Consider the following 19,374-nt stretch of genomic DNA (forward strand, 5'->3'; position numbering starts at 1 on the left):
GCTGATCGCATGACTGTTCCCGTGTTCCTGTCGGACGCGGCCGGCCAGGCGGCGGACACGATCGTGCTCGACGGGCCGGAGGGGCGGCACGCCGCCGCCGTACGCCGCCTGCGCCCGGGGGAGCGGATCGACCTGACCGACGGCGCGGGGCGGGTCGCCGAGTGCACGGTCACGGCGGCCGGCAAGGACTCGCTGACCGCCGAGGTGCTGCGCCGGTTCGAGGTCCCGCCGCCCCGGCCGAGGCTGGTGGTCGTCCAGGGCCTGCCCAAGGGCGACCGGGGCGAGCTCGCGGTCGAGATGATGACCGAGGCCGGGGTCGACGTCATCGTCCCCTGGGCCGCCGCCCGCTGCGTCACCCAGTGGAAGGGCGACCGGGCCGCCAAGGCCCTCGCCCGCTGGCGCGGCACGGCCCGCGAGGCGGCCAAGCAGGCCCGGCGCTTCCATCTGCCCGAGGTGACCGAGCAGGCCACGACCGCGGCGGTCGGCTCGCTCGTCTCCGCGGCGGCGCTCGCGGTCGTGCTGCACGAGGAGGCCGCCGAGCCGCTGAGCCGCCTGCCCCTGCCGGAGGAGCCGGGCGACATCGTGATGGTCGTCGGCCCGGAGGGCGGCGTCACCGAGGAGGAGATCGCCACGTTGCGGGAGGCGGGAGCCACGCCGGCCCTGCTGGGGCCGACGGTGCTGCGCACCTCGACGGCGGGCGTGGCCGCGGCGGCCGTCCTGCTGTCCCGCTGCGGCCGCTGGTGAGGGTCAGCCGAGGAATCCGACTTCGGGGAACGCGGGACTCGGCCGGTCGAACAGGCGGGTCTCGCGGCCCTTCAGATGCAGGTCGAGGAACGCGGCCACGTAGGCACGCTGGGCCGCGATCGAACGGACCGGGTCGACGGTGCCGACGATCTCGGACGGCGTGCCAAGGCCGCTCGAGATCCGCGGGACCAGCGCCTGCAGGTCGGTGAAGGAGTAGTGCTCCGCTCCGGCGAGCCGAAGGTCGCGCTTCCAGCCCCGGCGCTGCTTCCTGAACGTCTCCCACGAAGGGTCGTCCCTGTCCGCGGCCAGTTGGAGGAACGGGCCGTCGAGTCCGCGCTCGGTCACCTCGCCGAAGAGCGAGCCGTCGAGGTTCACGCCCGCCTTGACCCGGTGGTCGGCGTACATCAGCCGCGCCGTCGCCGCGCCGCCCATCGAGAAGCCCACGGCCGCCACGCGGGTGGTGTCCAGCGCCCTGCTTAGCCACGAGGGCAGCCGGGAGGGCAGGCCGGTGTGCCGCGCGGTGACCACGTCGAGGACGAACCGCAGGTCGGCCACCCTGACGTCGAGTGCCTTCATCGCGTCGGCCGTGCTGTCCGCCCGCACCCGGGCACGCTCCAGCCGCCCGCCGGGGAACTCGACGGCGGACGCTTCGTAGGTGTGGTCGACCGTGACGACCACGTAGCCGCGCGAGGCCAGGTCCTCCGCCGCGAGCGTGCCCAGCGAGCGCGGCACCATGTAGCCGGGGGAGTACAGCACCACGGGGTAGCCGCCGGTCTTCGGCCGTACGGGCGCGTCCAGGCGGGAGTGCGTGCGGGTCGCCGCCCAGTCCACCTGCCCGGGCCGTACGCCGAGGAGGGCGGGCGCCGACGTGGCGTCGAGGTCGGCGGCGACCAGCGGCGGCAGGTGAGGGGACACCGGGCGCCCCGGCGCGCGGGCGGCGGGGTACCACACGCTCACCATCAGCTCCCGGTAGGGCCGTCCCTTCACCCAGGGGTCGGGCCGCGACCGGTCCACCAGGCGTACGGGGACCGTGCCGACCGGCAGCGGCCCCGACGGGGCGGGCAGGGAGAGCCGGATCCCGGTGACCGTCGGAATTCCCGGCGCCGTCGTCACCCCCGCCGGCGCTGCGGACGCCGGGACCGCGGCCACCAGGGTGAGGGCCAGGGCCGCCCCGAGCGCGCCCACCCGCTTCCGCCACATTTCGGGCATGTCTCGCCTCTTTCGATCCTGATCTCTGTCAGTTGCGTGATCAGGATTCCAACGAGGAGGCGCGACGCCCTCCGGCCGCGTGACGATCTACCGGTGCGACCCCCGGTGATCGGGCGAGCGCCGCGTCATACCCCGGGATGACGGGCGGACCGGGTCAGGGAGTGGGCGTCTCGGTCGCCGAGTCGGTCGTGGCCGTCTCCGTGGGCGTCGTGCTCGGGGTGACCGCGGGCGCGGACGTGGGCGGAGCCGTCGAGGGACGGCGCGAGGCCGAGGGCGTCACCGCGGGCGGCTGCGTCACCGACGTCGGCGAGCACGTCGGCGGGAGGGCCGCGTCGGGCTCGATCGACCCCGGGCTGGGGGGTGGGCGTGACGCAGGGATCGGACGGCGACGGCGACGGCCTGGTGGTCGCGCCGACCCTGTGCGTCGGGGACGGGGCGGGCCGTCCGCGGGACGGGCTCGGGGTGACGGGCACGATCACGGCCGGACGTGAGGGCGCCAGGTTGGGCGGCCGGCTCACCGACGAAGTGTCCCTCTCGTCCTCGCGCTCGTCGCCGGCGGGAGCGATGCCCGTGGACTGCGCCACCTGGTCGCGCAGGCCGGGGACGACCATCACGACCGCGCCCGCCACGAGCACGGCCCCCGCGGCGGCCGCTCCGACGCGCCACCACAGCATGTTCCGCAGGCCGCGCAGACCGCGCTGCTCGATGCGCCCGCGGATGATCTCGAGTCCTTCGGGAGACGGCACGACCGAGTCCGCCTCCGCGCGCAGGGCACGGCGGAGCAACTCGCCGTACTCGTCGTCGGGCGGGAAGGTCATGAGAACTGCTCCAGTGCCATCCGTAGTGCGGCCATGCCGCGGGCCGTGTGACTCTTCACCGCGCCCTTGCTGATCCCCATCGCATGTGCGATCTCGGCCTCCGACAGGTCGCCGTAGTATCGCAGCACCAGCGCCTCGCGCTGGCGGGTCGGTAAGCTCCGCAGCGCCTCGATGACGGCCGAGCGCTCCAGTTCACCGATCGCGCCGTTCTCCGCGCTCGGCGCGTCCGGCAGCCCCTTGGGCGCGTACTTCTCGACGACCGCGCGGTGCCGCAGCACGGAACGCGATCGATTCACGACCGATTGACGAAGGTAGGCCAGTGCCTTGTCGGTGTCTCTCAGCCTGCGCCAGGCGCCGTGAAGGGCGACGAACGCATCCTGAACGACCTCTTCCGCGCTGGCCATATCACGCACCAGCAGCACGGCGAGACGCACCAGTGACCGATAGTGAGCGCTGTAGAGCGCCGTCACGGCCATGTCGGCATCCCACCCGACGGGCACCGTCCCCAACGACCTGTCGGCCACGAGGGTCTCGGTGGTCACATCGATAGGACGCTCGTCATCCCCGGGGGGTTTACGTTCTTCCGAATCATGAGGGGGCATGGCCCAGCGGTGTCCTCGCCCGACACTAGGGGGGTTTTCTGGTGCAGTCTCGCACACTCACACTAGCCCGGGGGATCATTGCAGTCATCAACTAGCGGCAACGGCTAGGCTTTCGCGCGTGAGCGACTGCCTCTTCTGCAAGATCGTGGCCAAGGAGGTCCCGGCGGACATCGTCCTGGAGGCCGGGCGGGCGCTGGCCTTCCGCGACATCAACCCGCAGGCCCCCACCCACGTCCTCGTCGTGCCCAAGGCCCACCACGAGAACGCCGCCGCGCTGGCGGCGGCCGACGACGGCCTCGCCGACGACCTGCTCAAGACCTGTCACGCGGTGGCCGTACAGGAGGGCGTCGCCGAGACCGGTTACCGGATCGTGTTCAACACCGGGCAGGGGGCCGGGCAGACGGTCTTCCACGTCCACGCGCACGTCCTCGGCGGACGAGGCCTCACCTGGCCCCCCGGCTGAGCGACTAAAGTGGGGAGGGAACTAGGGAGGCGATCAGGGCCGCAAGGGCCGCCCATGTCCGAGTCACAGCACATCCACAAGACCCAGGCCAAGGTAGTCATCCCCGAGGGGCAGCCGATGGTCAGCCTCCTCGGGTCGGGTGACGAGCTGCTGCGGGTCATCGAAGGCGCTTTCAGCGCCGACATCCACGTGCGGGGCAACGAGATCACGATCACCGGCAGTCCCGAGGAGAGCGGCGTCGTCGTGCGCCTCTTTGAGGAGCTGGTGGAACTGGTCGGGTCGGGTGCCGAGTTGTCCCCCGACGCGGTCGAGCGCAGCATCCACATGCTGCGGCAGGCCACCGACCGTCCGGCCGAGGTCCTGTCCCTGGACATCCTGTCCGCGCGGGGCCGCACCATCCGGCCGAAGACGGTCAACCAGAAGCGGTACGTCGACGCGATCGACAGGCACACCGTCGTCTTCGGCATCGGCCCCGCCGGCACCGGCAAGACGTACCTGGCGATGGCGAAGGCCGTGAAGGCCCTGCAGAACAAGCGGGTCAACCGGATCATCCTCACCCGCCCCGCCGTCGAGGCGGGGGAGCGGCTCGGCTTCCTGCCCGGCACGCTCTACGAGAAGATCGACCCGTACCTGCGGCCGCTGTACGACGCGCTGCACGACATGCTCGACCCCGACTCGATCCCCCGGCTGATGTCGGCGGGGACGATCGAGGTCGCGCCGCTCGCCTACATGCGCGGCCGGACGCTCAACGACGCCTTCATCATCCTGGACGAGGCGCAGAACACCTCGCCCGAGCAGATGAAGATGTTCCTCACCCGGCTCGGGTTCAACTCGAAGATCGTGGTCACCGGCGACGTGACCCAGATCGACCTGCCCGGCGGCCAGGAGAGCGGCCTGAAGGTCGTCCAGCAGATCCTCGAGGGCATCGAGGACATCCATTTCAGCAGGCTGACCAGTGCCGACGTCGTACGGCACAAGCTGGTGAGCGACATCGTCGACGCCTACGGCCGTTACGACGCCGCGATGGCGTCGGAGCCGCGCGCGATCAACAAGCGGCCGCGGAACAACCGGCGGTGAGCACGACCATGACGGGTGAGGAGACCCCGTGAGCATCGAGGTGGCCAACGAGTCCGGCGTCGAGGTCGACGAGTCGGCGCTGGTCGAGCTGGCCGGGCACGTCCTCGGCCGGATGGGGATCAACCCGCTGGCCGAGCTGTCGATCCTGGTGATCGACGAGGCGGCGATGGCCGAGCTGCACGAGCAGTGGATGGGGGAGCCCGGTCCGACCGACGTGCTGGCCTTCCCCATGGACGAGCTGCGGCCCAACGTCGGCGGCCGGGACGAGGACGCGTCCCCCGACCCGGCGCTGCTCGGCGACGTGGTGCTGTGCCCCCAGGTGGCGGCCAAGCAGGCCGCCGAGGCCGGGCACAGCGCGCAGGACGAGCTGGAGCTGCTGTGCACGCACGGCATCCTGCACCTGCTCGGCTACGACCACGCCGAGCCCGAGGAGCACGCCGAGATGTTCGGGCTGCAGGACGAACTGCTCGGCGCCTGGCGGGAGGTGCGGCGTAAGCCGTGAGCAACGGCTGGCTGCTGTCCGCCGTCTTCCTGATCGTGGCCGGCGGCCTGCTGGCGAGCGCGGAGACGGCGCTGACCCGCATTTCCCGGGTGCGCGCGGAGGAGTTCGTCAAGGAGGCGCGGCGGGGCGCGGTGCGGCTGCAGGCGATCGTCGCCGACCCGCCGCGCTACCTCAACCTGGTGCTTCTGCTGCGCCTGAGCTGTGAGCTCGTCGCCACGGTGATCACGACGCTGCTGTTCATCGACTGGCTCGGCGACCGCGGGCAGGCGTACGCGCTGGCGGCCGTGGTGATGATCCTGGTGAGCTACGTCATCGTCGGGGTCATGCCGCGTACGCTCGGCCGCCAGCACGCCGAGCCGGTGGCGCTGGCCAGCGCGCCCATCGTGTACGGCCTGACCCGGATCTTCGGCCCGCTGCCCGAGCTGCTGATCCTGCTGGGCAACGCGCTCACCCCGGGCAAGGGCTTCCGCGAGGGCCCGTTCACCTCGGAGGCCGAGCTGCGCGATCTCGTCGACCTGGCCGAGCAGCGCAGGGTCATCGAGCCCGACGAGCGCGAGATGATCCACTCGGTCTTCGAGCTCGGCGACACTCTGGTGCGCGAGGTCATGGTGCCGCGCACGACATGGTCTTCATCGAGCGCGGCAAGACGCTGAACCAGGCGCTCTCGCTGGCCCTGCGCAGCGGGTTCTCCCGGGTTCCCGTGGTGGGGGAGAACGAGGACGACGTGGTGGGCATCGCCTACCTCAAGGACATCGTCCGCCGCATCCAGGACACCGGCGACGGCGGCGTGCGGGTCGACGAGCTCATGCGCCCCGCGACGTACGTGCCGGAGAGCAAGCCGATCGACGAACTGCTGCGTGAGATGCAGGCGCGGCAGATCCACCTCGCCATCGTCATCGACGAGTACGGCGGCACCGCCGGCCTCGTCACCATCGAGGACGTCATCGAGGAGATCGTCGGGGAGATCGCCGACGAGTACGACCAGGAGGCCCCGCGGGTCGAATGGCTGGACGACGGGGCGGTGCGGGTGACCGCGCGGCTCCCGGTCGACGAGCTCGGCGAGCTGTTCGACACCGAGATCGAGGTCGACGACGTCGACACGGTCGGCGGCCTGCTGGCGCACGCCCTGGGCCGGGTGCCGATCGCGGGGTCGGAGGCGGTCGTCGGCGGCCTGCGCCTGACGGCCGAGAACCTGGCCGGACGCCGCAACCGGATCAGCACGGTCGTCGTGCGCCGCGAGGAGCTCGCGACGGGTGACGAGGTCGTGGCCGCCGGCGCCGACCACGAGTGACCCGTCGCCGTCCGGGACTGCAAGCGTCTTTCAACCGGGCTGCAAGCGTGTCAGGCCATTGTTGTCCCAGGCGCTCAGAAGGGGTTCGGGGCGCCTCGTTGGGGAGTCCGGCGCGCCGGGAGGGGGTTCGCGGCGCACCGGAGCCTCCCATGGGGGATCCGTAATCGGTGCGGGGCTCTCACCCGGTTCGGGTGGGAGCCCCGTATTGATTACGCAATGTGATTACCCGCTCGCGGTCCGGGGAAGGAAAACCTCCGGCAAAGCGGGGAGGCGGGTATGCGCATCGTCCACGCGGCCGTCGCGGGCTGCCTGGTCCTGGCCACTGGTGCCTGCGGCACTGGCGCGGTCACGTACGCCGCCGTACGGGCGCCCGGCAAGGCGGCGGACGCGAGCCGTCCGCGGGCGGTGCTCGGCAGGATGGACGACCTTCCCGAGGGGTTCTTCAGCCACGCGCGGGCGCCCTGGCGTCCGCCGTTCCGTCCCCGCGCCCGCGCGTGCCGCCTGCTGTTCGACGCTGCCGCGGGGCAGGCCCCCCGCGCGAGGGGCTCGGCGGCACGGCCGCCGCCACCTACCAGGGCGCGCACGCGGGCGAGCTCGCCGGGGTCGGTGTCGCCGTCTACGACGGCGGCGAGGCGGCCGGGCACCTGGCCGTGCTCCGCGACGCCCTCTCCCACTGCGCGACGGCCGACGGCGGCACGCCGTACGACCGCCTGACGGCCGCGCGGACGCCGCTGCCCGGCATCGGCGGGGCCGATGCGGCGGGCCGGGCCCTGTCCGGGAAGGTGGGCGGTTACCCCTACCGGATGCACGTGGTCGTCGCACGCTCCGGCCACACGCTGATCGCGCTCGTGCACGCGGGCCTGACCCCGCCCGACCCCGCCCGCACGGCCGAACTGGCACGGCTGCTCGTCCGCGAGGTCGGTACGCTTGACGCGTGACACAGACGCTGGACCCCGAGGACAACAAGATCATCACGCTGGCCCGGTCGGCGCGGGCGCGCGGCGGCACCCCCGAGGGTGCCGCGGTGCGCGACGAGACCGGCCGGACGTACGCCGCGACCACCGTGGCGCTGCCCTCGCTCCGGCTCTCGGCCCTCCAGGCGGCCGTGGCCATGGCCGTGTCCAGCGGGGCGAAGGCCCTGGAGGCGGCGGCGATCGTCAGCGAGGCCGACGACCCGGCGGAGCAGGACCTTGCCGTCGTCGAGGACATGGGCAACGGCACGCTGTTCCTGGCCGCCCCCGACGGTTCGCTGAAGGGCCGGTACATCTGACGTGGACGCCGAATCGAGCGGTTTCCGTGCGGGCTTCGCCTGCTTCGTCGGCAGGCCCAACGTCGGCAAGTCCACGCTGATGAACGCCCTGGTCGGCACCAAGGTGGCGATCACCTCGTCCAAGCCGCAGACCACGCGGCGGGCCATCCGCGGCATCGTCCACCGGCCGGACGCCCAGCTGGTGATCGTGGACACCCCCGGATTCCACCGTCCCCGCACGCTCCTCGGGGAGCGGCTGGACAGCCTGGTGCTGTCCACGCTCACCGAGGTCGACGTCATCGGATTCTGCGTCCCGGCCAACGAGCCGATCGGCAAGGGTGACCGGTTCATCGTCGACAAGCTCGCCGCCGTCAAGAAGACCCCGGTGGTGGCGGTCGTCACCAAGTGCGACCTGGCCACCCGCGAGCAGGTCGCGCACCAGCTTCTCGCGGTGTCCGCGCTGGCCGAGTTCGCGGAGATCGTCCCGGTGTCCGCGCAGGGCGGTGAGCAGCTCGACGTCCTCGCCGACGTGCTCGTCAAGCGGCTGCCGGAGTCGCCCCCGCTGTACGCCGGCGGGGAGCTGACCGACGAGCCGGAGCAGGTGCTGGTCGCCGAGCTGATCCGGGAGGCCGCGCTGGAGGGCGTGCGCGACGAGCTGCCCCACTCGATCGCGGTGGTCGTGGAGGAGATGCACCCCCGGGAGGGCCGCGACGACCTCCTCGACGTGTACGCGCACATGTTCGTCGAGCGCCCGTCGCAGAAGGCGATCGTGATCGGCCCGGGCGGCACGAGGCTCAAGGACGTGGGCACCCGCGCCCGGCAGCAGATCGAGGCGCTGCTCGGCACCCGCGTCTACCTCGACCTGCGGGTCAAGGTCGCCAAGGAGTGGCAGCGCGACCCCAAGCAGCTGCGGCGTCTCGGCTTCTACGACTGACGGCCGTCACCGGCGGCGCAGCAGCGCGGCGGCGGCCAGCACCGCCAGCGCGACCGAGGCCAGCAGGCCGGCGAACCAGCCGTACTGGATCGTCGGGTGCACCCGCAGCAGCCCGGAGACCTGGAAGTCGAGCCGGCCCACGAGGTCGCGCGGGTCGGCGAGGAACATGGCCAGCGCGAAGGCGGCCACCGCGCCGGGCAGGATCGCCAGCCCGGTGAACAGCCAGCTTCGCGTCGCGCCGAGCACGCCGAGCAGCATCGCCGTGATCCCGGCGCCCATCACGAACCAGCCGGGGCCCGCGTCCACGCCGCGCACCGCGTGCGTGAACGACGCGTCGAGGATGCCGAACTCGGCGGTGAGGCCCGCCCACGGGAGCAGCGCGGTCACGGCCAGCGCGAACCCCGCGACGAACACGCCGGCGGCCCGCAGGACGCCGGCCACGCCGGTGCCTCGCCTCGGTCTGCCGGGATACTGCGTGGGTTCCGACACGATCACCAGGCTACGGCCCGAGGCGGCCGGTTTCAGCCCTGGAATCGCCGGCCAGCCGGGCGCCGGGCGCTTGGGCACGTGGAGCCCGCGCCGAGGCGGCGCCTGGGGTGGCCGGTGGCGCGGGTGCCCGGGAGGCCGGTGGCGCGGGTGCCGGGGTGGCGGCTGGTTCCGGTGGTGGCGGCGCGGCGGCCTGCTCGCCGCGCCGCAGCCGCTCCCTGAGCTGGACCGCGTCCGCGCCGAGCGCGCACACCTGCACGCCGGGACCGGCCAGCGGCAGCGCCGCCCAGCCGTCCCCCAGCACGGCCCGCCGCCCGCGCTTGACGTCCGGCACGGCGGGAGGGGCCCAGGCGGGTCCCGCGATCAGGGTCGAGCCGATGCAGCGGGCGTCCCCGTAGACGGCCGGGCTGCCGTCCACCGCCTCCTCGCCCACCAGGAGGTCCTGGCGGAGCAGGGGCCGTCCGGCCACGGTCACGTCGAACCGCGCATGGCCGCGTCCCGGCCGTTCGCCGTGCCGCCCGAAGACGATCTCCTCCCGCCAGAAGACCGTGGCGTCCTCGGCGAGCGAGAGCCGTACGACAAGGCGGTGCGCGCATCCGGCGGCGAGGACGGTCGGCTCGGGGGAGAAGTGCAGGGTGGCGCCCGCACCGACCCGCGCCCGTACGACCATGACCGAGGGGGTGTCCGCGAGACCCGGCAGCACCAGCGTGGCGCCCACCGAGCGGACCTCCAGCGAGGTGCCGGGGGCGACGTCCACGCCGAGTTCGAGGCGGTCCCCGCGCAGCGGGCCGGCGCCCGTCGAGACGAGGTGGACCCGCCGCGGGCCGGTCTGGCGCAGCGTCAGCGGCGGGTCGGACCGCAGCGTCTCCAGCCGGGTCCGGCCTCCGCCCGCGGCCTCCGTCCTGATCAGCGCACGCGCGGTGACGGCCGTCATGCCGGTCAGGACGCCGGAGCCTGCTGGGCGGCGCTCGGGAGGGCGTGGCGGTGTGGCTCGCCGTGCTCGCGCCGCCAGGCGTCGACCATGCGCGTCACCCACTCCGCCACGGTGTGAGCGCCCTTGTCCTCCCTGATCGACGTGAACAGCACCGGCTTGCCGTCCCGTACGGCCGCCGCGTCGCGGGACATCACGGTCAGGTCGGCCCCGACCATCGTCGCGAGGTCGGTCTTGTTGACCACGAGCAGGTCGGCCGAGGTCACCCCGGGCCCGCCCTTGCGCGGCACCTTGTCGCCGCCCGACACGTCGAGCACGAAGATCTGCCGGTCGGCCAGGCCCCGGCTGAACGTGGCGGTGAGGTTGTCGCCGCCGCTCTCGACGATCACGAGGTCGAGCGGCCCGAACCGCTCCTCCAGCGTCTCGACGGCGTCCAGGTTGGCCGCGATGTCGTCGCGGATGGCGGTGTGCGGGCAGCAGCCGGTCTGCACGGCGAGGATCCGTTCCGGGTCGATGACCCCCGCGCGGCGCAGGAAGTCGGCGTCCTCGGTGGTGTAGATGTCGTTGGTCACGACCCCGAGCCGCAGCGACGGTCCGAGGCTGCGGCACAGCGCCGCCACCAGGGCGGTCTTGCCGCTGCCGACCGGCCCGCCGATGCCGAGGCGGAGCGGCCGCCCGTGTGGCTCGGCCGCGTCGTGGAGGTCGTCGTGGTGAGCGCCCATATCGGGGTACCTGCTCTTTCTCGTGCGGTGGCCGGTGCGCGGATGTCAGGAGACGAAAAGCTTCATCGGGTTGGTCAGGTGTCCCTCCGCCAGGAGGTCGAGCCGCGGGCGCGCTGTGCCCCGGCAGCGCGCGCCATCGGGCCCGCCATGCCGCGTGCCGCCCGGGCTGCCGTCCCGGGTGCTCTTCCGCCCGGCACTCGTCCGGATCCTCGTCCGCCGGGACCGCGTCGTCGAGCGATGCGCAGGCGGCGCGGGCCGTGGCGTCGAGCGCGGGGGCGAGGTCGGCGAGCAGGCGGTGGACGATGACCGGGTCGAGGCCGAGGAGCCGTACGGCCGCCGTGGCCGGGCCGGTGACCGATGTGTACGCGGCGGCAAGCGCGGCCTGGCGGGGCGTGCAGCCCGCCGATGCCGCCGCCGCGCCGAGCGCGACGGGATGGTGCGGACCCTCCGGCAGCGCCCGCGCGAGCGTGTCCAGGGCGGCCGAGGGCCACATCCGGCGGGCCGTGCGCAGCAGGAGCCGCCCCTGCGTGCGGGCGGCCTCCCGCTGGGCGGGCGAGGCCGTCCGGGCGTCGGCCTCGGCGTCCAGCCGCCGCCACAGCGGAACGCCGTCCGCGGCGCCGTCCGCGGGCGGTGCCCCCGGGTCACGGGTGGCGCCGAGCTCCCGATCTGCCCTGTCGCCCTCCCGGCCTGCACTGTCGCCGTACGCGGCCGTTCCGGGGACGCCGCCGGGGACGGCTTCTGCGGTGGTTTCTGGGGCGGTTTCGGAGGCGGCCAGTTCGCACGCGGCGGCGGCGAGGGCGGCGGTGACGAGGCCCGTGGTGGCGAGCCTGCCGTGCAGAAACCGCGCCAGGTCGCCGGTGCCGGTGACCTCGCCCAGCCGTACGGCCTCCTCCACGCCGCCCGAGTGCGCGTGCCCGCCGGCCGGGAGCCGGGAGTCGGCCAGGAGCAGCAGCGCCGCGTCCCCGTCCACGTCAGAAGAGGAAGTAGCGCTGCGCCATCGGCAGCGACTCGGCCGGGGCGGGCTCGATCAGCTCGCCGTCCACGTGGACGGCGAAGGTGTCGGGGTCCACCCGGATGTCGGGCAGGGCGTCGTTGAGCGGCATCGCGTCCTTGCGCCGGGCGCGTGACGTCGGCCACGGGGACCAGCCGTCTGGCGACGGCCAGGCGGTCGGCCAGGCCGTCCTCCAGTGCGAGCGGCGCGACGAAGTGCAGCGAGGTCGCGGCGGCGGTGGCCGGGGCCGCGCCGAACATCGGGCGGGGGAGCACGGGCTGCGGCGTCGGGATCGACGCGTTCGCGTCGCCCATCTGCGCGTAGGCGATGACGCCGCCCTTGACGACGAGGTCCGGCTTGACCCCGAAGAAGGCCGGGCTCCACAGGACGAGGTCGGCGAGCTTGCCTGCCTCCACCGAGCCGATCTCCGCGTCCAGGCCGTGGGCGATCGCCGGGTTGATCGTGTACTTGGCGACGTAGCGGCGGGCGCGGAGGTTGTCGGCCGGGCCGTCGCCCGGCAGCGCGCCGCGGCGCCGCTTCATCACGTGCGCCGTCTGCCACGTACGGATGATCGTCTCGCCGACGCGGCCCATGGCCTGGGAGTCCGAGCCGATCATCGAGATCGCGCCCATGTCGTGCAGGACGTCCTCGGCCGCCATCGTCGTCGGCCGGATCCGCGACTCGGCGAACGCCAGGTCCTCGGGGATGGAGGGGTTGAGGTGGTGGCACACCATAAGCATGTCCAGGTGCTCGTGGTGGGTGTTGACGGTGTGCGGCCGGGTCGGGTTGGTGGACGACGGCAGCACGTTGGCGTGGGAGGCCACCGTGATGATGTCCGGGGCGTGTCCGCCTCCGGCGCCCTCGGTGTGGTAGGCGTGGATCGCCCGGCCGCCGATGGCCCGCAGGGTCGACTCCACGAACCCCGCCTCGTTCAGCGTATCGGTGTGGATGGCGACCTGCACCCCGGTGGCGTCGCAGACCCCCAGGCACGCGTCGATCGCGGCCGGGGTGGTGCCCCAGTCCTCGTGCAGCTTGAAGCCCGACGCCCCGGCCCTGAGCTGTTCGAGCAGTCCCTCCTCGCTGACCGTGTTGCCCTTGCCGAGCAGGGCCACGTTGACCGGGTAGGCGTCCAGCGACTCCAGCATCCGGCCGAGATACCAGGTGCCGGTCACGGTGGTGGCCTTCGTGCCCTCGGCGGGTCCTGTGCCGCCGCCGACGACCGTGGTGACGCCCGAGGCGAGCGCCTCGTCGAGGATCTGCGGGCAGATCAGGTGGACATGGGAGTCGACGGCGCCCGCCGTGACGATCTTGCCGTTGGCCGCGAGGATCTCCGTGGACGGACCGATGACGAGGTCCGGGTGGACGCCGTCCATGGTGTCGGGGTTGCCGGCCTTGCCGATGGCGGCGATCCGGCCGTCGCGTACGCCGATGTCGGCCTTGACCACGCCCCAGTGGTCGAGGATCACCGCGCCGGTGATGACGAGGTCGGCCGCGCCCTCGGCCCTCGTGGTGCGCGCCTGCCCCATCGACTCGCGGATGACCTTGCCGCCGCCGAACACGGCCTCGTCGCCCGCCCCGGCGGGCCCCATCGACAGGTCCTCGGTCACCTCGACGTACAGGTCGGTGTCGGCCAGGCGCACCCGGTCCCCGGTCGTCGGGCCGTACAGGGCGGCGTAGCGGGAGCGCTCGACACTAGACATCGGTCCTCCCGTCGAGAGGCCCGGCCCACTCGGGACGAAGGCCCGGTACGACGCGGTGGCCGGCGATCGGGACCAGCGTGACGTCGCGCTCCACCCCGGGCTCGAACCTGACCGCGGTGCCCGCCGGGATGTCGAGGCGGGTGCCCCAGGCCGCCTCCCGGTCGAACTCCAGGCCCGGATTGGCGGCGGCGAAGTGGTAGTGCGAGCCGACCTGCACCGGGCGGTCGGCCGTGTTGACGACTCTCAGGGTGATCCGCTCCCTGCCGGGGTTCAGCGGCACGTCGCCGTCGCCGCAGAGGATCTCGCCCGGCACGCCCGTGAAGCTCGTCGCGCCGTGCTGACCGGTTCGCTCGCTTCGCTCGCCGTGCTGACCGGTTCGCTCGCTTCGCTCGCTCATGCGATCGGGTTGTGGACGGTGACGAGCTTGGTGCCGTCGGGGAAGGTGGCCTCGATCTGGACGGACTCCAGCATCTCGGGCACGCCCTCCATGACGTCCTCGCGCCGCAGCACCTTGCGGCCGGCGTCCATCAGATCGGCGACGCTGCGGCCGTCGCGGGCGCCCTCCAGGAGGAAGGACGCGATGAGGGCCGTCGCCTCCGGATGGTTGAGGCGAAGGCCGCGCTCCTTCCGCTCGCGGGCCACGCCCGCGGCGACGTGGATGAGGAGCCGTTCCTGTTCGTGTGGAGTGAGCCGCATGGCGGGACGATAAGTACCCGGCGTTTCCCCCGCGTTACCCGCTGATTTCGTATGCGTATCCGGACCGCGGTGAGCCCTCGCTAATGAGTTGTTAACCGCCGGGATTTCGGCGGGAAATACCGCGCGCTCACCTTGACGGCAGACGGATCGGCGCGGGGACCGCGGCGGCAAGGGAGAGGCATTTGCGTAACTCATTATGGCGCACCGGAGCGGTGTTCACGCTGGCGGCCGTGACGCTCGCGGCCTGTGCCGGGCAATCGTCCACGAATGACACGGGCGCCTCGTCCAGCGGCTCTGACACCATCAAAGTGGGCATTCTCCACTCGCTCAGCGGCACGATGGCCATCAGCGAGGTCACGGTCAGGGACGCCGAACTGCTCGCGATCGACGAGATCAACGCGGCGGGCGGCGTACTGGGCAAGAAACTGGAGCCCGTCGTGGAGGACGGCGCGTCCGACTGGCCGACCTTCGCGGAGAAGGCCACCAAACTCATCGCGCAGGACAAAGTCGCCACCGTCTTCGGCGGCTGGACGTCGGCGAGCCGCAAGGCGATGCTCCCCGTCTTCGAAAAGCGCAAGGCGCTGCTGTGGTATCCGGTCCAGTACGAGGGACTGGAAAGCTCGCCGTACATCTTCTACACGGGCGCGACGACCAACCAGCAGATCGTCCCCGGGCTCGACTACCTGAAGGAGAAGGGCAAGAAGAAGCTCTTCCTCGTGGGCAGCGACTACGTCTTCCCGAGAACCGCGAACAAAATCATCAAGGCGTACGCCGCGGCGAACGGGATGGAGGTCCTCGGCGAGGAGTACACCCCGCTCGGGCACACGGAGTACAGCACGCTCGTCAACAAGATCGTCGAGGCGAAGCCGGACGCGGTCTTCAACACGTTGAACGGCGACAGCAACGTCGCGTTCTTCAAGCAGCTCAAGAGCACCGGGATCAGCGCCGACCAGATGCCGGTCATGTCGGTGTCCGTGGCCGAGGAGGAGGTCAGGGGCATCGGGGTCGACAACGTCGCCGGGCACCTCGTGGCCTGGAACTACTACCAGACGACCGACACCCCCGCGAACGAGAAGTTCGTCGCCGCGTTCAAGGCGAAGTACGGCGCCGACAAGGTGACCTCCGACCCGATGGAGGCCGGATACAACGCCGTCTACCTGTGGGCCGAGGCCGTGAAGAAGGCCGGGACCACCGACGTGGAGGCCGTCAAGAAGGCCGCCGGCGGCGTGTCCCTCGACCGCCCCGAAGGCAAGGTCACCATCGACGGCGACAACCAGCACGTCTACAAGACCGCGCGCATCGGGGTCGTCCAGCCGGACGGCCAGATCAAGGAGGTGTGGAACTCCGGCGAGCCGATCAAGCCGGATCCCTACCTCAAGACGTACTCCTGGGCCGGCGGCCTGGTCTGACGGCCGCCATGGAGGGAGTGCTCAACCAGCTGCCGATCGGGCTGTCGATCGGAGCGGTCCTGCTGCTGATCGCCCTCGGGCTGACGTTCACGTTCGGGCAGATGGGCGTGGTCAACATGGCCCACGGCGAGTTCATCATGGCGGGGGCCTACACGGCCTACCTGCTCCAGGGCGTGGGGTTCCTGATCGCCCTCCCGGCCGCGTTCGTGGTCGCCGGGCTCATGGGCCTGGTCCTGGAGCGCACGCTGATCCGGCGCTTCTACGGCCGCCCGCTCGACACGCTGCTGCTCACCTGGGGCGTCAGCCTCATGCTCCAGCAACTGGCCAGGGACCTGTTCGGGGCGCCCAACGTGCAGGTGGCCTCGCCCGCCTGGCTGCGCGGCGGCGTCGGGATCCTGCCGTACAACCGGCTGTTCATCATGGCGCTCGCCGCGGCGTCGGTGCTCGCGATCTGGGCGTACATGAACAGGACCGGGCAGGGGCGGCGCATGCGGGCGGTGATGCAGAACAGGAGGCTCGCGGCCACCAGCGGCATCGACACCGGGCGGGTCGACCAAAGGACGTTCTTCATCGGCTCCGGCCTCGCCGGGGTCGCGGGGGTCGCCCTCACGCTGATCGGGCCGGTCGGCCCGACGCTCGGGACGTACTACATCGTGGACGCGTTCCTCGTGGTCGTGGCGGGCGGCCTGGGCCAGCTTCGCGGCGCGGTGCTGGCCGCGGCCGGCCTCGGCCTGCTGAACTCCTATGTCGAGTTCTGGAGCGACGCCAGCCTCGCCAAGGTGGTGGTCTTCGTGGCGATCATCGGTTTCCTGCAGGTCCGGCCGCAGGGGCTGTTCTTCGTCCGGTCGCGGGCGCTGACATGACGGCCCCCGCGGTGTCCGTACGGCGGTGGCAGGGCCCGGCGGCGTTCGCGGCGGTGTTCTCGGCCGTGGCGGTGCTCGCCCTGGTGGCGGCGCCGCTGCTGCTGGAGCCGTTCCGCCTCGGCCTGCTGGCCAAGTATCTCTGCTACGCGATCGTGGCGCTCGGCATCGGCCTCGCCTGGGGCCAGGGCGGCATGCTCACGCTCGGGCAGGGGGTGTTCTTCGGCCTCGGCGGCTACGCGATGGGCATGTATCTCAAGCTCAACGACGCCGCCGGGGACCTGCCCGACTTCATGGTCTGGAGCGGGGTGGAGAAGCTGCCGGCGCTGTGGAAGCCGTTCGGCAACCCGGTCTTCGCGCTGGCCATGGTCGTCGTGCTGCCGGTGGCGGTCGCCCTGCTGCTCGGCACGCTGGTGTTCCGCCAGCGCGTACGAGGGGCGTACTTCGCGATCCTCACCCAGGCGCTGGCGGCGGCGCTGGTGATCCTGCTGGTCGGGCAGCAGGGGCTGACCGGCGGCACGAACGGCCTGACCAACTTCTTCGACTTCTTCGGCCAGGACGTGGCGGCCGACGAGACCCAGCGGGGCCTCTATCTGCTGGTCGCGGTCGTGCTCGGGGCGCTCTACCTGGGCGCCAGGCAACTCGTCCGCAGCCGGTTCGGGCGGCTGCTGCTGGCCGTCAGGGACGGCGAGGACCGCGTGCGTTTCCTCGGCTACGACCCGGCCACCGTGAAGACGCTGACCTTCGCCGTCTCGGCGGGCATGGCCGGCATCGCGGGGGCGCTGTTCGTGCCCGTGGTCGGCATCATCTCGCCGGCCCTGCTCGGCGTCGTCCCCTCGCTCGAACTCGTCGTCGCGGTGGCGGTCGGCGGCCGGTTCGCGCTGGCCGGCGCGGTGCTCGGCGCGGTCGTCATGGGGTACGCGCGGACCTACTTCAGCGAGGAGTTTCCGGACGCCTGGCTCTACCTGCAGGGCGCCCTGTTCGTGCTCGTCATGACGCTGGCGCCCAAGGGCATCGCGGGCCTGGCCGCCAACCTCGTACGGAGAAGGGAGGCACGGACGTGACCGAGGCGCTGTTGGAGATACGGAGTCTGGAGGTCGCCTTCGGCGGCTTCCGGGCGCTCGACGGTGTGGATTTGACCGTGGGGCGGGGTGAGCTGCGCTTCCTGATCGGGCCGAACGGCGCGGGGAAGACCACCCTCATCGACGTGATCACGGGCCTGACCAGGCCCACCGGGGGCTCGGTGCGGTTCGAGGGGCACGACCTCCTGGGCCGCAGGGAGCACGAGATCGTCCGGCTCGGCGTGGGCCGCACCTTCCAGACCTCGGTGGTCTTCGAGGAGCTCACCGTGCTGGAGAACCTTGACCTGGCCGCGTCGTTCCGCCGCCCGCTCTGGTCGCTGCTGCGGCGCAGGCGCGGGGTGTCGGAGGAGGTCACGGCGGCGCTGGAGACGACCGGCCTGGCCTCGCTGGCGGGCAGCAAGGCGGGGGTGCTGTCCCACGGGCAGCGGCAGTGGCTGGAGATCGGCATGCTGATCGTCCAGCGGCCTCGGCTGCTGCTGCTCGACGAGCCGGTCGCCGGCATGTCCTCCGGCGAGCGCGAGCGCACCGGCGAACTGCTCACCGAGGTCGCCCGCGACCACACCGTGATCGTGGTCGAGCACGACATGGACTTCCTGCGCCGCTACGCCTCCCAGGTCACCGTGCTGCACGAGGGCAGGGTGCTGACGGAGGGCTCGGTGGAGCAGGTGCGGGCCGACCCGCGCGTACAGGAGATCTACTTGGGACGGGCGCGGGAGGGTGCCGAGGATGCTGTCCGTTGAGGGACTGGAGTCGGGGTACGGCCGGGCCCGGGTGCTCTTCGGCGTCTCGCTGGAGGTGCCCGCGGGCCGCCTCGTCTGCGTGATGGGCCGCAACGGGGTCGGCAAGACCACCCTGCTCGACACCGTCATGGGCGTGCTCCCGGCGACCGGCGGGAGGGTGACGTTCGAGGGCAGAGACGTCACCCGGCTGCGCCCTGACCAGCGCGTACGGCTCGGCATGGGCTACGTGCCGCAGGGGCACGACACGTTCCCCCAGCTCAGCGTGATGGACAACCTCCTGGTCACGCTGGAGGCGTCCGCGCACCGGGACCGGGCGGCGCTGGAGGAGGCGCTGGAGGTCTTCCCCCGGCTCAAGCCGCTGCTCAAACGGCCGGCGGGCTTCCTGTCCGGCGGCCAGCAGCAGCAGCTCGCGATGGCCCGGGCCCTGGTCACCCGGCCGAAGCTGCTGATCCTGGACGAGCCGACCGAGGGCATCCAGCCGTCGATCATCCTGGAGATCGAGGAGGCCGTCGAACGCCTGCACGCGACCGGCCTCGCGATCCTGCTGGTGGAGCAGTACCTGGACCTCGCGCTGCGGCTGGCCGACGGGTTCGTGATCCTCGACGCCGGACGGGTCGTCAGGTCCGGCCCCGCGCGGGAGCTCCAGGACGAGGAGGTTCACCGCCTGTTGTCCGTCTGAGCCCTGTCGCCGGTCGCGGCCCCGCGTTTACGCTGGAAGGGAGGAAGCGATCGCACGTGTGAACGCCTTCGGCCGCGCCGGAGGCTCCGCACCGCCCATGCGGTGGGGGCCGTCCGGACCCGGCACTGCGCACGGCCCGACCGCTTCCTCCTGTCATGCGGAGCCTGTGACGTGGGGCCTGGCGTGCGG

General features: G+C 72.3%; 22 protein-coding genes and 2 pseudogenes. 14 read left to right on the top strand and 10 right to left on the bottom strand.

Going from position 1 to position 19,374, the window contains the following annotated elements; all coding sequences use genetic code 11:
• Positions 1 to 9 precede the first annotated feature (9 nt).
• Positions 10 to 744, top strand: a complete 735-nt coding sequence (locus tag B1L11_RS00655; RefSeq protein ID WP_079312162.1) for a 16S rRNA (uracil(1498)-N(3))-methyltransferase — start codon at positions 10 to 12, stop codon at positions 742 to 744.
• 3 nt (positions 745 to 747) lie between these two features.
• Here the strand turns inward: B1L11_RS00655 and B1L11_RS00660 are convergent, their stop codons facing one another.
• From B1L11_RS00660 to B1L11_RS00670, 3 genes are all read right to left on the bottom strand, one after another.
• Positions 748 to 1,953, bottom strand: coding sequence for a lipase (locus tag B1L11_RS00660; protein ID WP_256862107.1), 1,206 nt, complete (start codon positions 1,951 to 1,953; stop codon positions 748 to 750).
• A gap of 125 nt (positions 1,954 to 2,078) precedes the next feature.
• Positions 2,079 to 2,771 (bottom strand): hypothetical protein, encoded by a 693-nt coding sequence (locus tag B1L11_RS00665; RefSeq protein ID WP_079312166.1) that lies wholly within the window; start codon positions 2,769 to 2,771, stop codon positions 2,079 to 2,081.
• On the bottom strand, positions 2,768 to 3,247 hold the full coding sequence (locus B1L11_RS00670) for a SigE family RNA polymerase sigma factor (protein WP_079312403.1): 480 nt from the start codon (positions 3,245 to 3,247) through the stop codon (positions 2,768 to 2,770). Before B1L11_RS00670 ends, B1L11_RS00665 begins: the two co-directional genes overlap by 4 nt.
• A 244-nt stretch (positions 3,248 to 3,491) precedes the next feature.
• Between B1L11_RS00670 and B1L11_RS00675 the strand changes: the two genes are divergently transcribed.
• From B1L11_RS00675 to era, 8 genes are all read left to right on the top strand, one after another.
• Positions 3,492 to 3,836, top strand: coding sequence for a histidine triad nucleotide-binding protein (locus B1L11_RS00675; RefSeq protein ID WP_239108097.1), 345 nt, complete (start codon positions 3,492 to 3,494; stop codon positions 3,834 to 3,836).
• A gap of 54 nt (positions 3,837 to 3,890) precedes the next feature.
• Positions 3,891 to 4,913 carry a PhoH family protein gene (locus B1L11_RS00680; RefSeq protein ID WP_079312170.1) on the top strand — a complete coding sequence of 341 codons (1,023 nt, stop codon included), beginning with the start codon at positions 3,891 to 3,893 and terminating at the stop codon, positions 4,911 to 4,913.
• A gap of 28 nt (positions 4,914 to 4,941) precedes the next feature.
• Entirely contained in the window at positions 4,942 to 5,415 is a 474-nt protein-coding gene (gene ybeY, locus B1L11_RS00685) for an rRNA maturation RNase YbeY (protein ID WP_079312172.1), read from the top strand.
• Positions 5,412 to 6,068: a CNNM domain-containing protein gene (locus B1L11_RS49480; RefSeq protein ID WP_256862108.1), complete on the top strand. Its 657-nt coding sequence runs from the start codon at positions 5,412 to 5,414 to the stop codon at positions 6,066 to 6,068. The genes ybeY and B1L11_RS49480 overlap by 4 nt, the downstream gene beginning before the upstream one ends.
• Positions 6,038 to 6,706: a hemolysin family protein gene (locus B1L11_RS49485; protein ID WP_256862109.1), complete on the top strand. Its 669-nt coding sequence runs from the start codon at positions 6,038 to 6,040 to the stop codon at positions 6,704 to 6,706. The genes B1L11_RS49480 and B1L11_RS49485 overlap by 31 nt, the downstream gene beginning before the upstream one ends.
• A 494-nt stretch (positions 6,707 to 7,200) precedes the next feature.
• The gene (locus tag B1L11_RS00695; protein ID WP_079312174.1) at positions 7,201 to 7,644 is read left to right on the top strand and encodes a hypothetical protein; all 444 of its coding nucleotides are present in this window, start codon (positions 7,201 to 7,203) and stop codon (positions 7,642 to 7,644) included.
• Positions 7,641 to 7,976 (top strand): cytidine deaminase, encoded by a 336-nt coding sequence (locus B1L11_RS00700; protein ID WP_079312176.1) that lies wholly within the window; start codon positions 7,641 to 7,643, stop codon positions 7,974 to 7,976. Before B1L11_RS00695 ends, B1L11_RS00700 begins: the two co-directional genes overlap by 4 nt.
• 1 nt (position 7,977) lies before the next feature.
• A complete protein-coding gene (gene era / locus B1L11_RS00705; RefSeq protein ID WP_079312178.1) occupies positions 7,978 to 8,889 on the top strand; it encodes a GTPase Era in 912 nt (303 codons plus the stop codon).
• Positions 8,890 to 8,895: 6 nt separating this feature from the next.
• Here the strand turns inward: era and B1L11_RS00710 are convergent, their stop codons facing one another.
• The 7 genes and pseudogenes from B1L11_RS00710 to B1L11_RS00740 form a co-directional block, all read right to left on the bottom strand.
• Positions 8,896 to 9,378, bottom strand: coding sequence for a hypothetical protein (locus B1L11_RS00710; RefSeq protein WP_143736797.1), 483 nt, complete (start codon positions 9,376 to 9,378; stop codon positions 8,896 to 8,898).
• A 10-nt stretch (positions 9,379 to 9,388) separates the two neighbouring features.
• Positions 9,389 to 10,309 (bottom strand): urease accessory protein UreD, encoded by a 921-nt coding sequence (locus B1L11_RS00715; protein ID WP_079312405.1) that lies wholly within the window; start codon positions 10,307 to 10,309, stop codon positions 9,389 to 9,391.
• Between the two features lie 5 nt (positions 10,310 to 10,314).
• Positions 10,315 to 11,028, bottom strand: a complete 714-nt coding sequence (gene ureG, locus B1L11_RS00720) for an urease accessory protein UreG (protein WP_079312182.1) — start codon at positions 11,026 to 11,028, stop codon at positions 10,315 to 10,317.
• Positions 11,029 to 11,362: 334 nt separating this feature from the next.
• Positions 11,363 to 11,998 (bottom strand): annotated as a pseudogene (locus tag B1L11_RS00725) (urease accessory protein UreF); the annotation flags it as partial.
• Position 11,999: 1 nt separating this feature from the next.
• Positions 12,000 to 13,719, bottom strand: a pseudogene (locus B1L11_RS00730) (urease subunit alpha).
• Positions 13,712 to 14,032, bottom strand: coding sequence for an urease subunit beta (locus B1L11_RS00735; RefSeq protein WP_256862134.1), 321 nt, complete (start codon positions 14,030 to 14,032; stop codon positions 13,712 to 13,714). The pseudogene B1L11_RS00730 and the gene B1L11_RS00735 overlap by 8 nt, the downstream one beginning before the upstream one ends.
• 80 nt (positions 14,033 to 14,112) lie before the next feature.
• Complete coding sequence (locus tag B1L11_RS00740; RefSeq protein ID WP_030506285.1) at positions 14,113 to 14,415, bottom strand: urease subunit gamma; 303 nt, start codon at positions 14,413 to 14,415, stop codon at positions 14,113 to 14,115.
• 182 nt (positions 14,416 to 14,597) lie between these two features.
• Between B1L11_RS00740 and urtA the strand changes: the two genes are divergently transcribed.
• Genes urtA through urtE form a run of 5 tightly spaced genes read left to right on the top strand, consistent with a single transcriptional unit; the run spans position 14,598 to position 19,185 of the window.
• Positions 14,598 to 15,824 (top strand): urea ABC transporter substrate-binding protein, encoded by a 1,227-nt coding sequence (gene urtA, locus B1L11_RS00745; RefSeq protein ID WP_079312186.1) that lies wholly within the window; start codon positions 14,598 to 14,600, stop codon positions 15,822 to 15,824.
• Positions 15,825 to 15,832: 8 nt separating this feature from the next.
• Entirely contained in the window at positions 15,833 to 16,687 is an 855-nt protein-coding gene (urtB, locus tag B1L11_RS00750) for an urea ABC transporter permease subunit UrtB (RefSeq protein ID WP_079312188.1), read from the top strand.
• Positions 16,684 to 17,748 (top strand): urea ABC transporter permease subunit UrtC, encoded by a 1,065-nt coding sequence (gene urtC, locus B1L11_RS00755; RefSeq protein ID WP_079312190.1) that lies wholly within the window; start codon positions 16,684 to 16,686, stop codon positions 17,746 to 17,748. Before urtB ends, urtC begins: the two co-directional genes overlap by 4 nt.
• Positions 17,745 to 18,506 (top strand): urea ABC transporter ATP-binding protein UrtD, encoded by a 762-nt coding sequence (urtD, locus tag B1L11_RS00760; RefSeq protein ID WP_079312192.1) that lies wholly within the window; start codon positions 17,745 to 17,747, stop codon positions 18,504 to 18,506. The genes urtC and urtD overlap by 4 nt, the downstream gene beginning before the upstream one ends.
• Complete coding sequence (gene urtE / locus B1L11_RS00765; RefSeq protein WP_079312194.1) at positions 18,493 to 19,185, top strand: urea ABC transporter ATP-binding subunit UrtE; 693 nt, start codon at positions 18,493 to 18,495, stop codon at positions 19,183 to 19,185. The genes urtD and urtE overlap by 14 nt, the downstream gene beginning before the upstream one ends.
• Positions 19,186 to 19,374 lie beyond the last annotated feature (189 nt).

The organism is Microbispora sp. GKU 823, from assembly GCF_002027145.1.
GTDB lineage: Bacteria > Actinomycetota > Actinomycetes > Streptosporangiales > Streptosporangiaceae > Microbispora > Microbispora siamensis.

Coding starts and splice junctions, on each gene's coding strand:
- B1L11_RS00660 (WP_256862107.1), bottom strand. CDS start 1,953: ATGCCCGAAATGTGGCGGAAGCGGGTGGGCGCGCTCGGGGCGGCCCTG.
- urtC (WP_079312190.1), top strand. CDS start 16,684: ATGACGGCCCCCGCGGTGTCCGTACGGCGGTGGCAGGGCCCGGCGGCG.
- ureG (WP_079312182.1), bottom strand. CDS start 11,028: ATGGGCGCTCACCACGACGACCTCCACGACGCGGCCGAGCCACACGGG.
- B1L11_RS49485 (WP_256862109.1), top strand. CDS start 6,038: ATGGTCTTCATCGAGCGCGGCAAGACGCTGAACCAGGCGCTCTCGCTG.
- B1L11_RS00665 (WP_079312166.1), bottom strand. CDS start 2,771: ATGACCTTCCCGCCCGACGACGAGTACGGCGAGTTGCTCCGCCGTGCC.
- B1L11_RS00655 (WP_079312162.1), top strand. CDS start 10: ATGACTGTTCCCGTGTTCCTGTCGGACGCGGCCGGCCAGGCGGCGGAC.
- B1L11_RS00715 (WP_079312405.1), bottom strand. CDS start 10,309: ATGACGGCCGTCACCGCGCGTGCGCTGATCAGGACGGAGGCCGCGGGC.
- urtE (WP_079312194.1), top strand. CDS start 18,493: ATGCTGTCCGTTGAGGGACTGGAGTCGGGGTACGGCCGGGCCCGGGTG.
- urtB (WP_079312188.1), top strand. CDS start 15,833: ATGGAGGGAGTGCTCAACCAGCTGCCGATCGGGCTGTCGATCGGAGCG.
- B1L11_RS00740 (WP_030506285.1), bottom strand. CDS start 14,415: ATGCGGCTCACTCCACACGAACAGGAACGGCTCCTCATCCACGTCGCC.
- B1L11_RS00670 (WP_079312403.1), bottom strand. CDS start 3,247: ATGGCCGTGACGGCGCTCTACAGCGCTCACTATCGGTCACTGGTGCGT.
- B1L11_RS00680 (WP_079312170.1), top strand. CDS start 3,891: ATGTCCGAGTCACAGCACATCCACAAGACCCAGGCCAAGGTAGTCATC.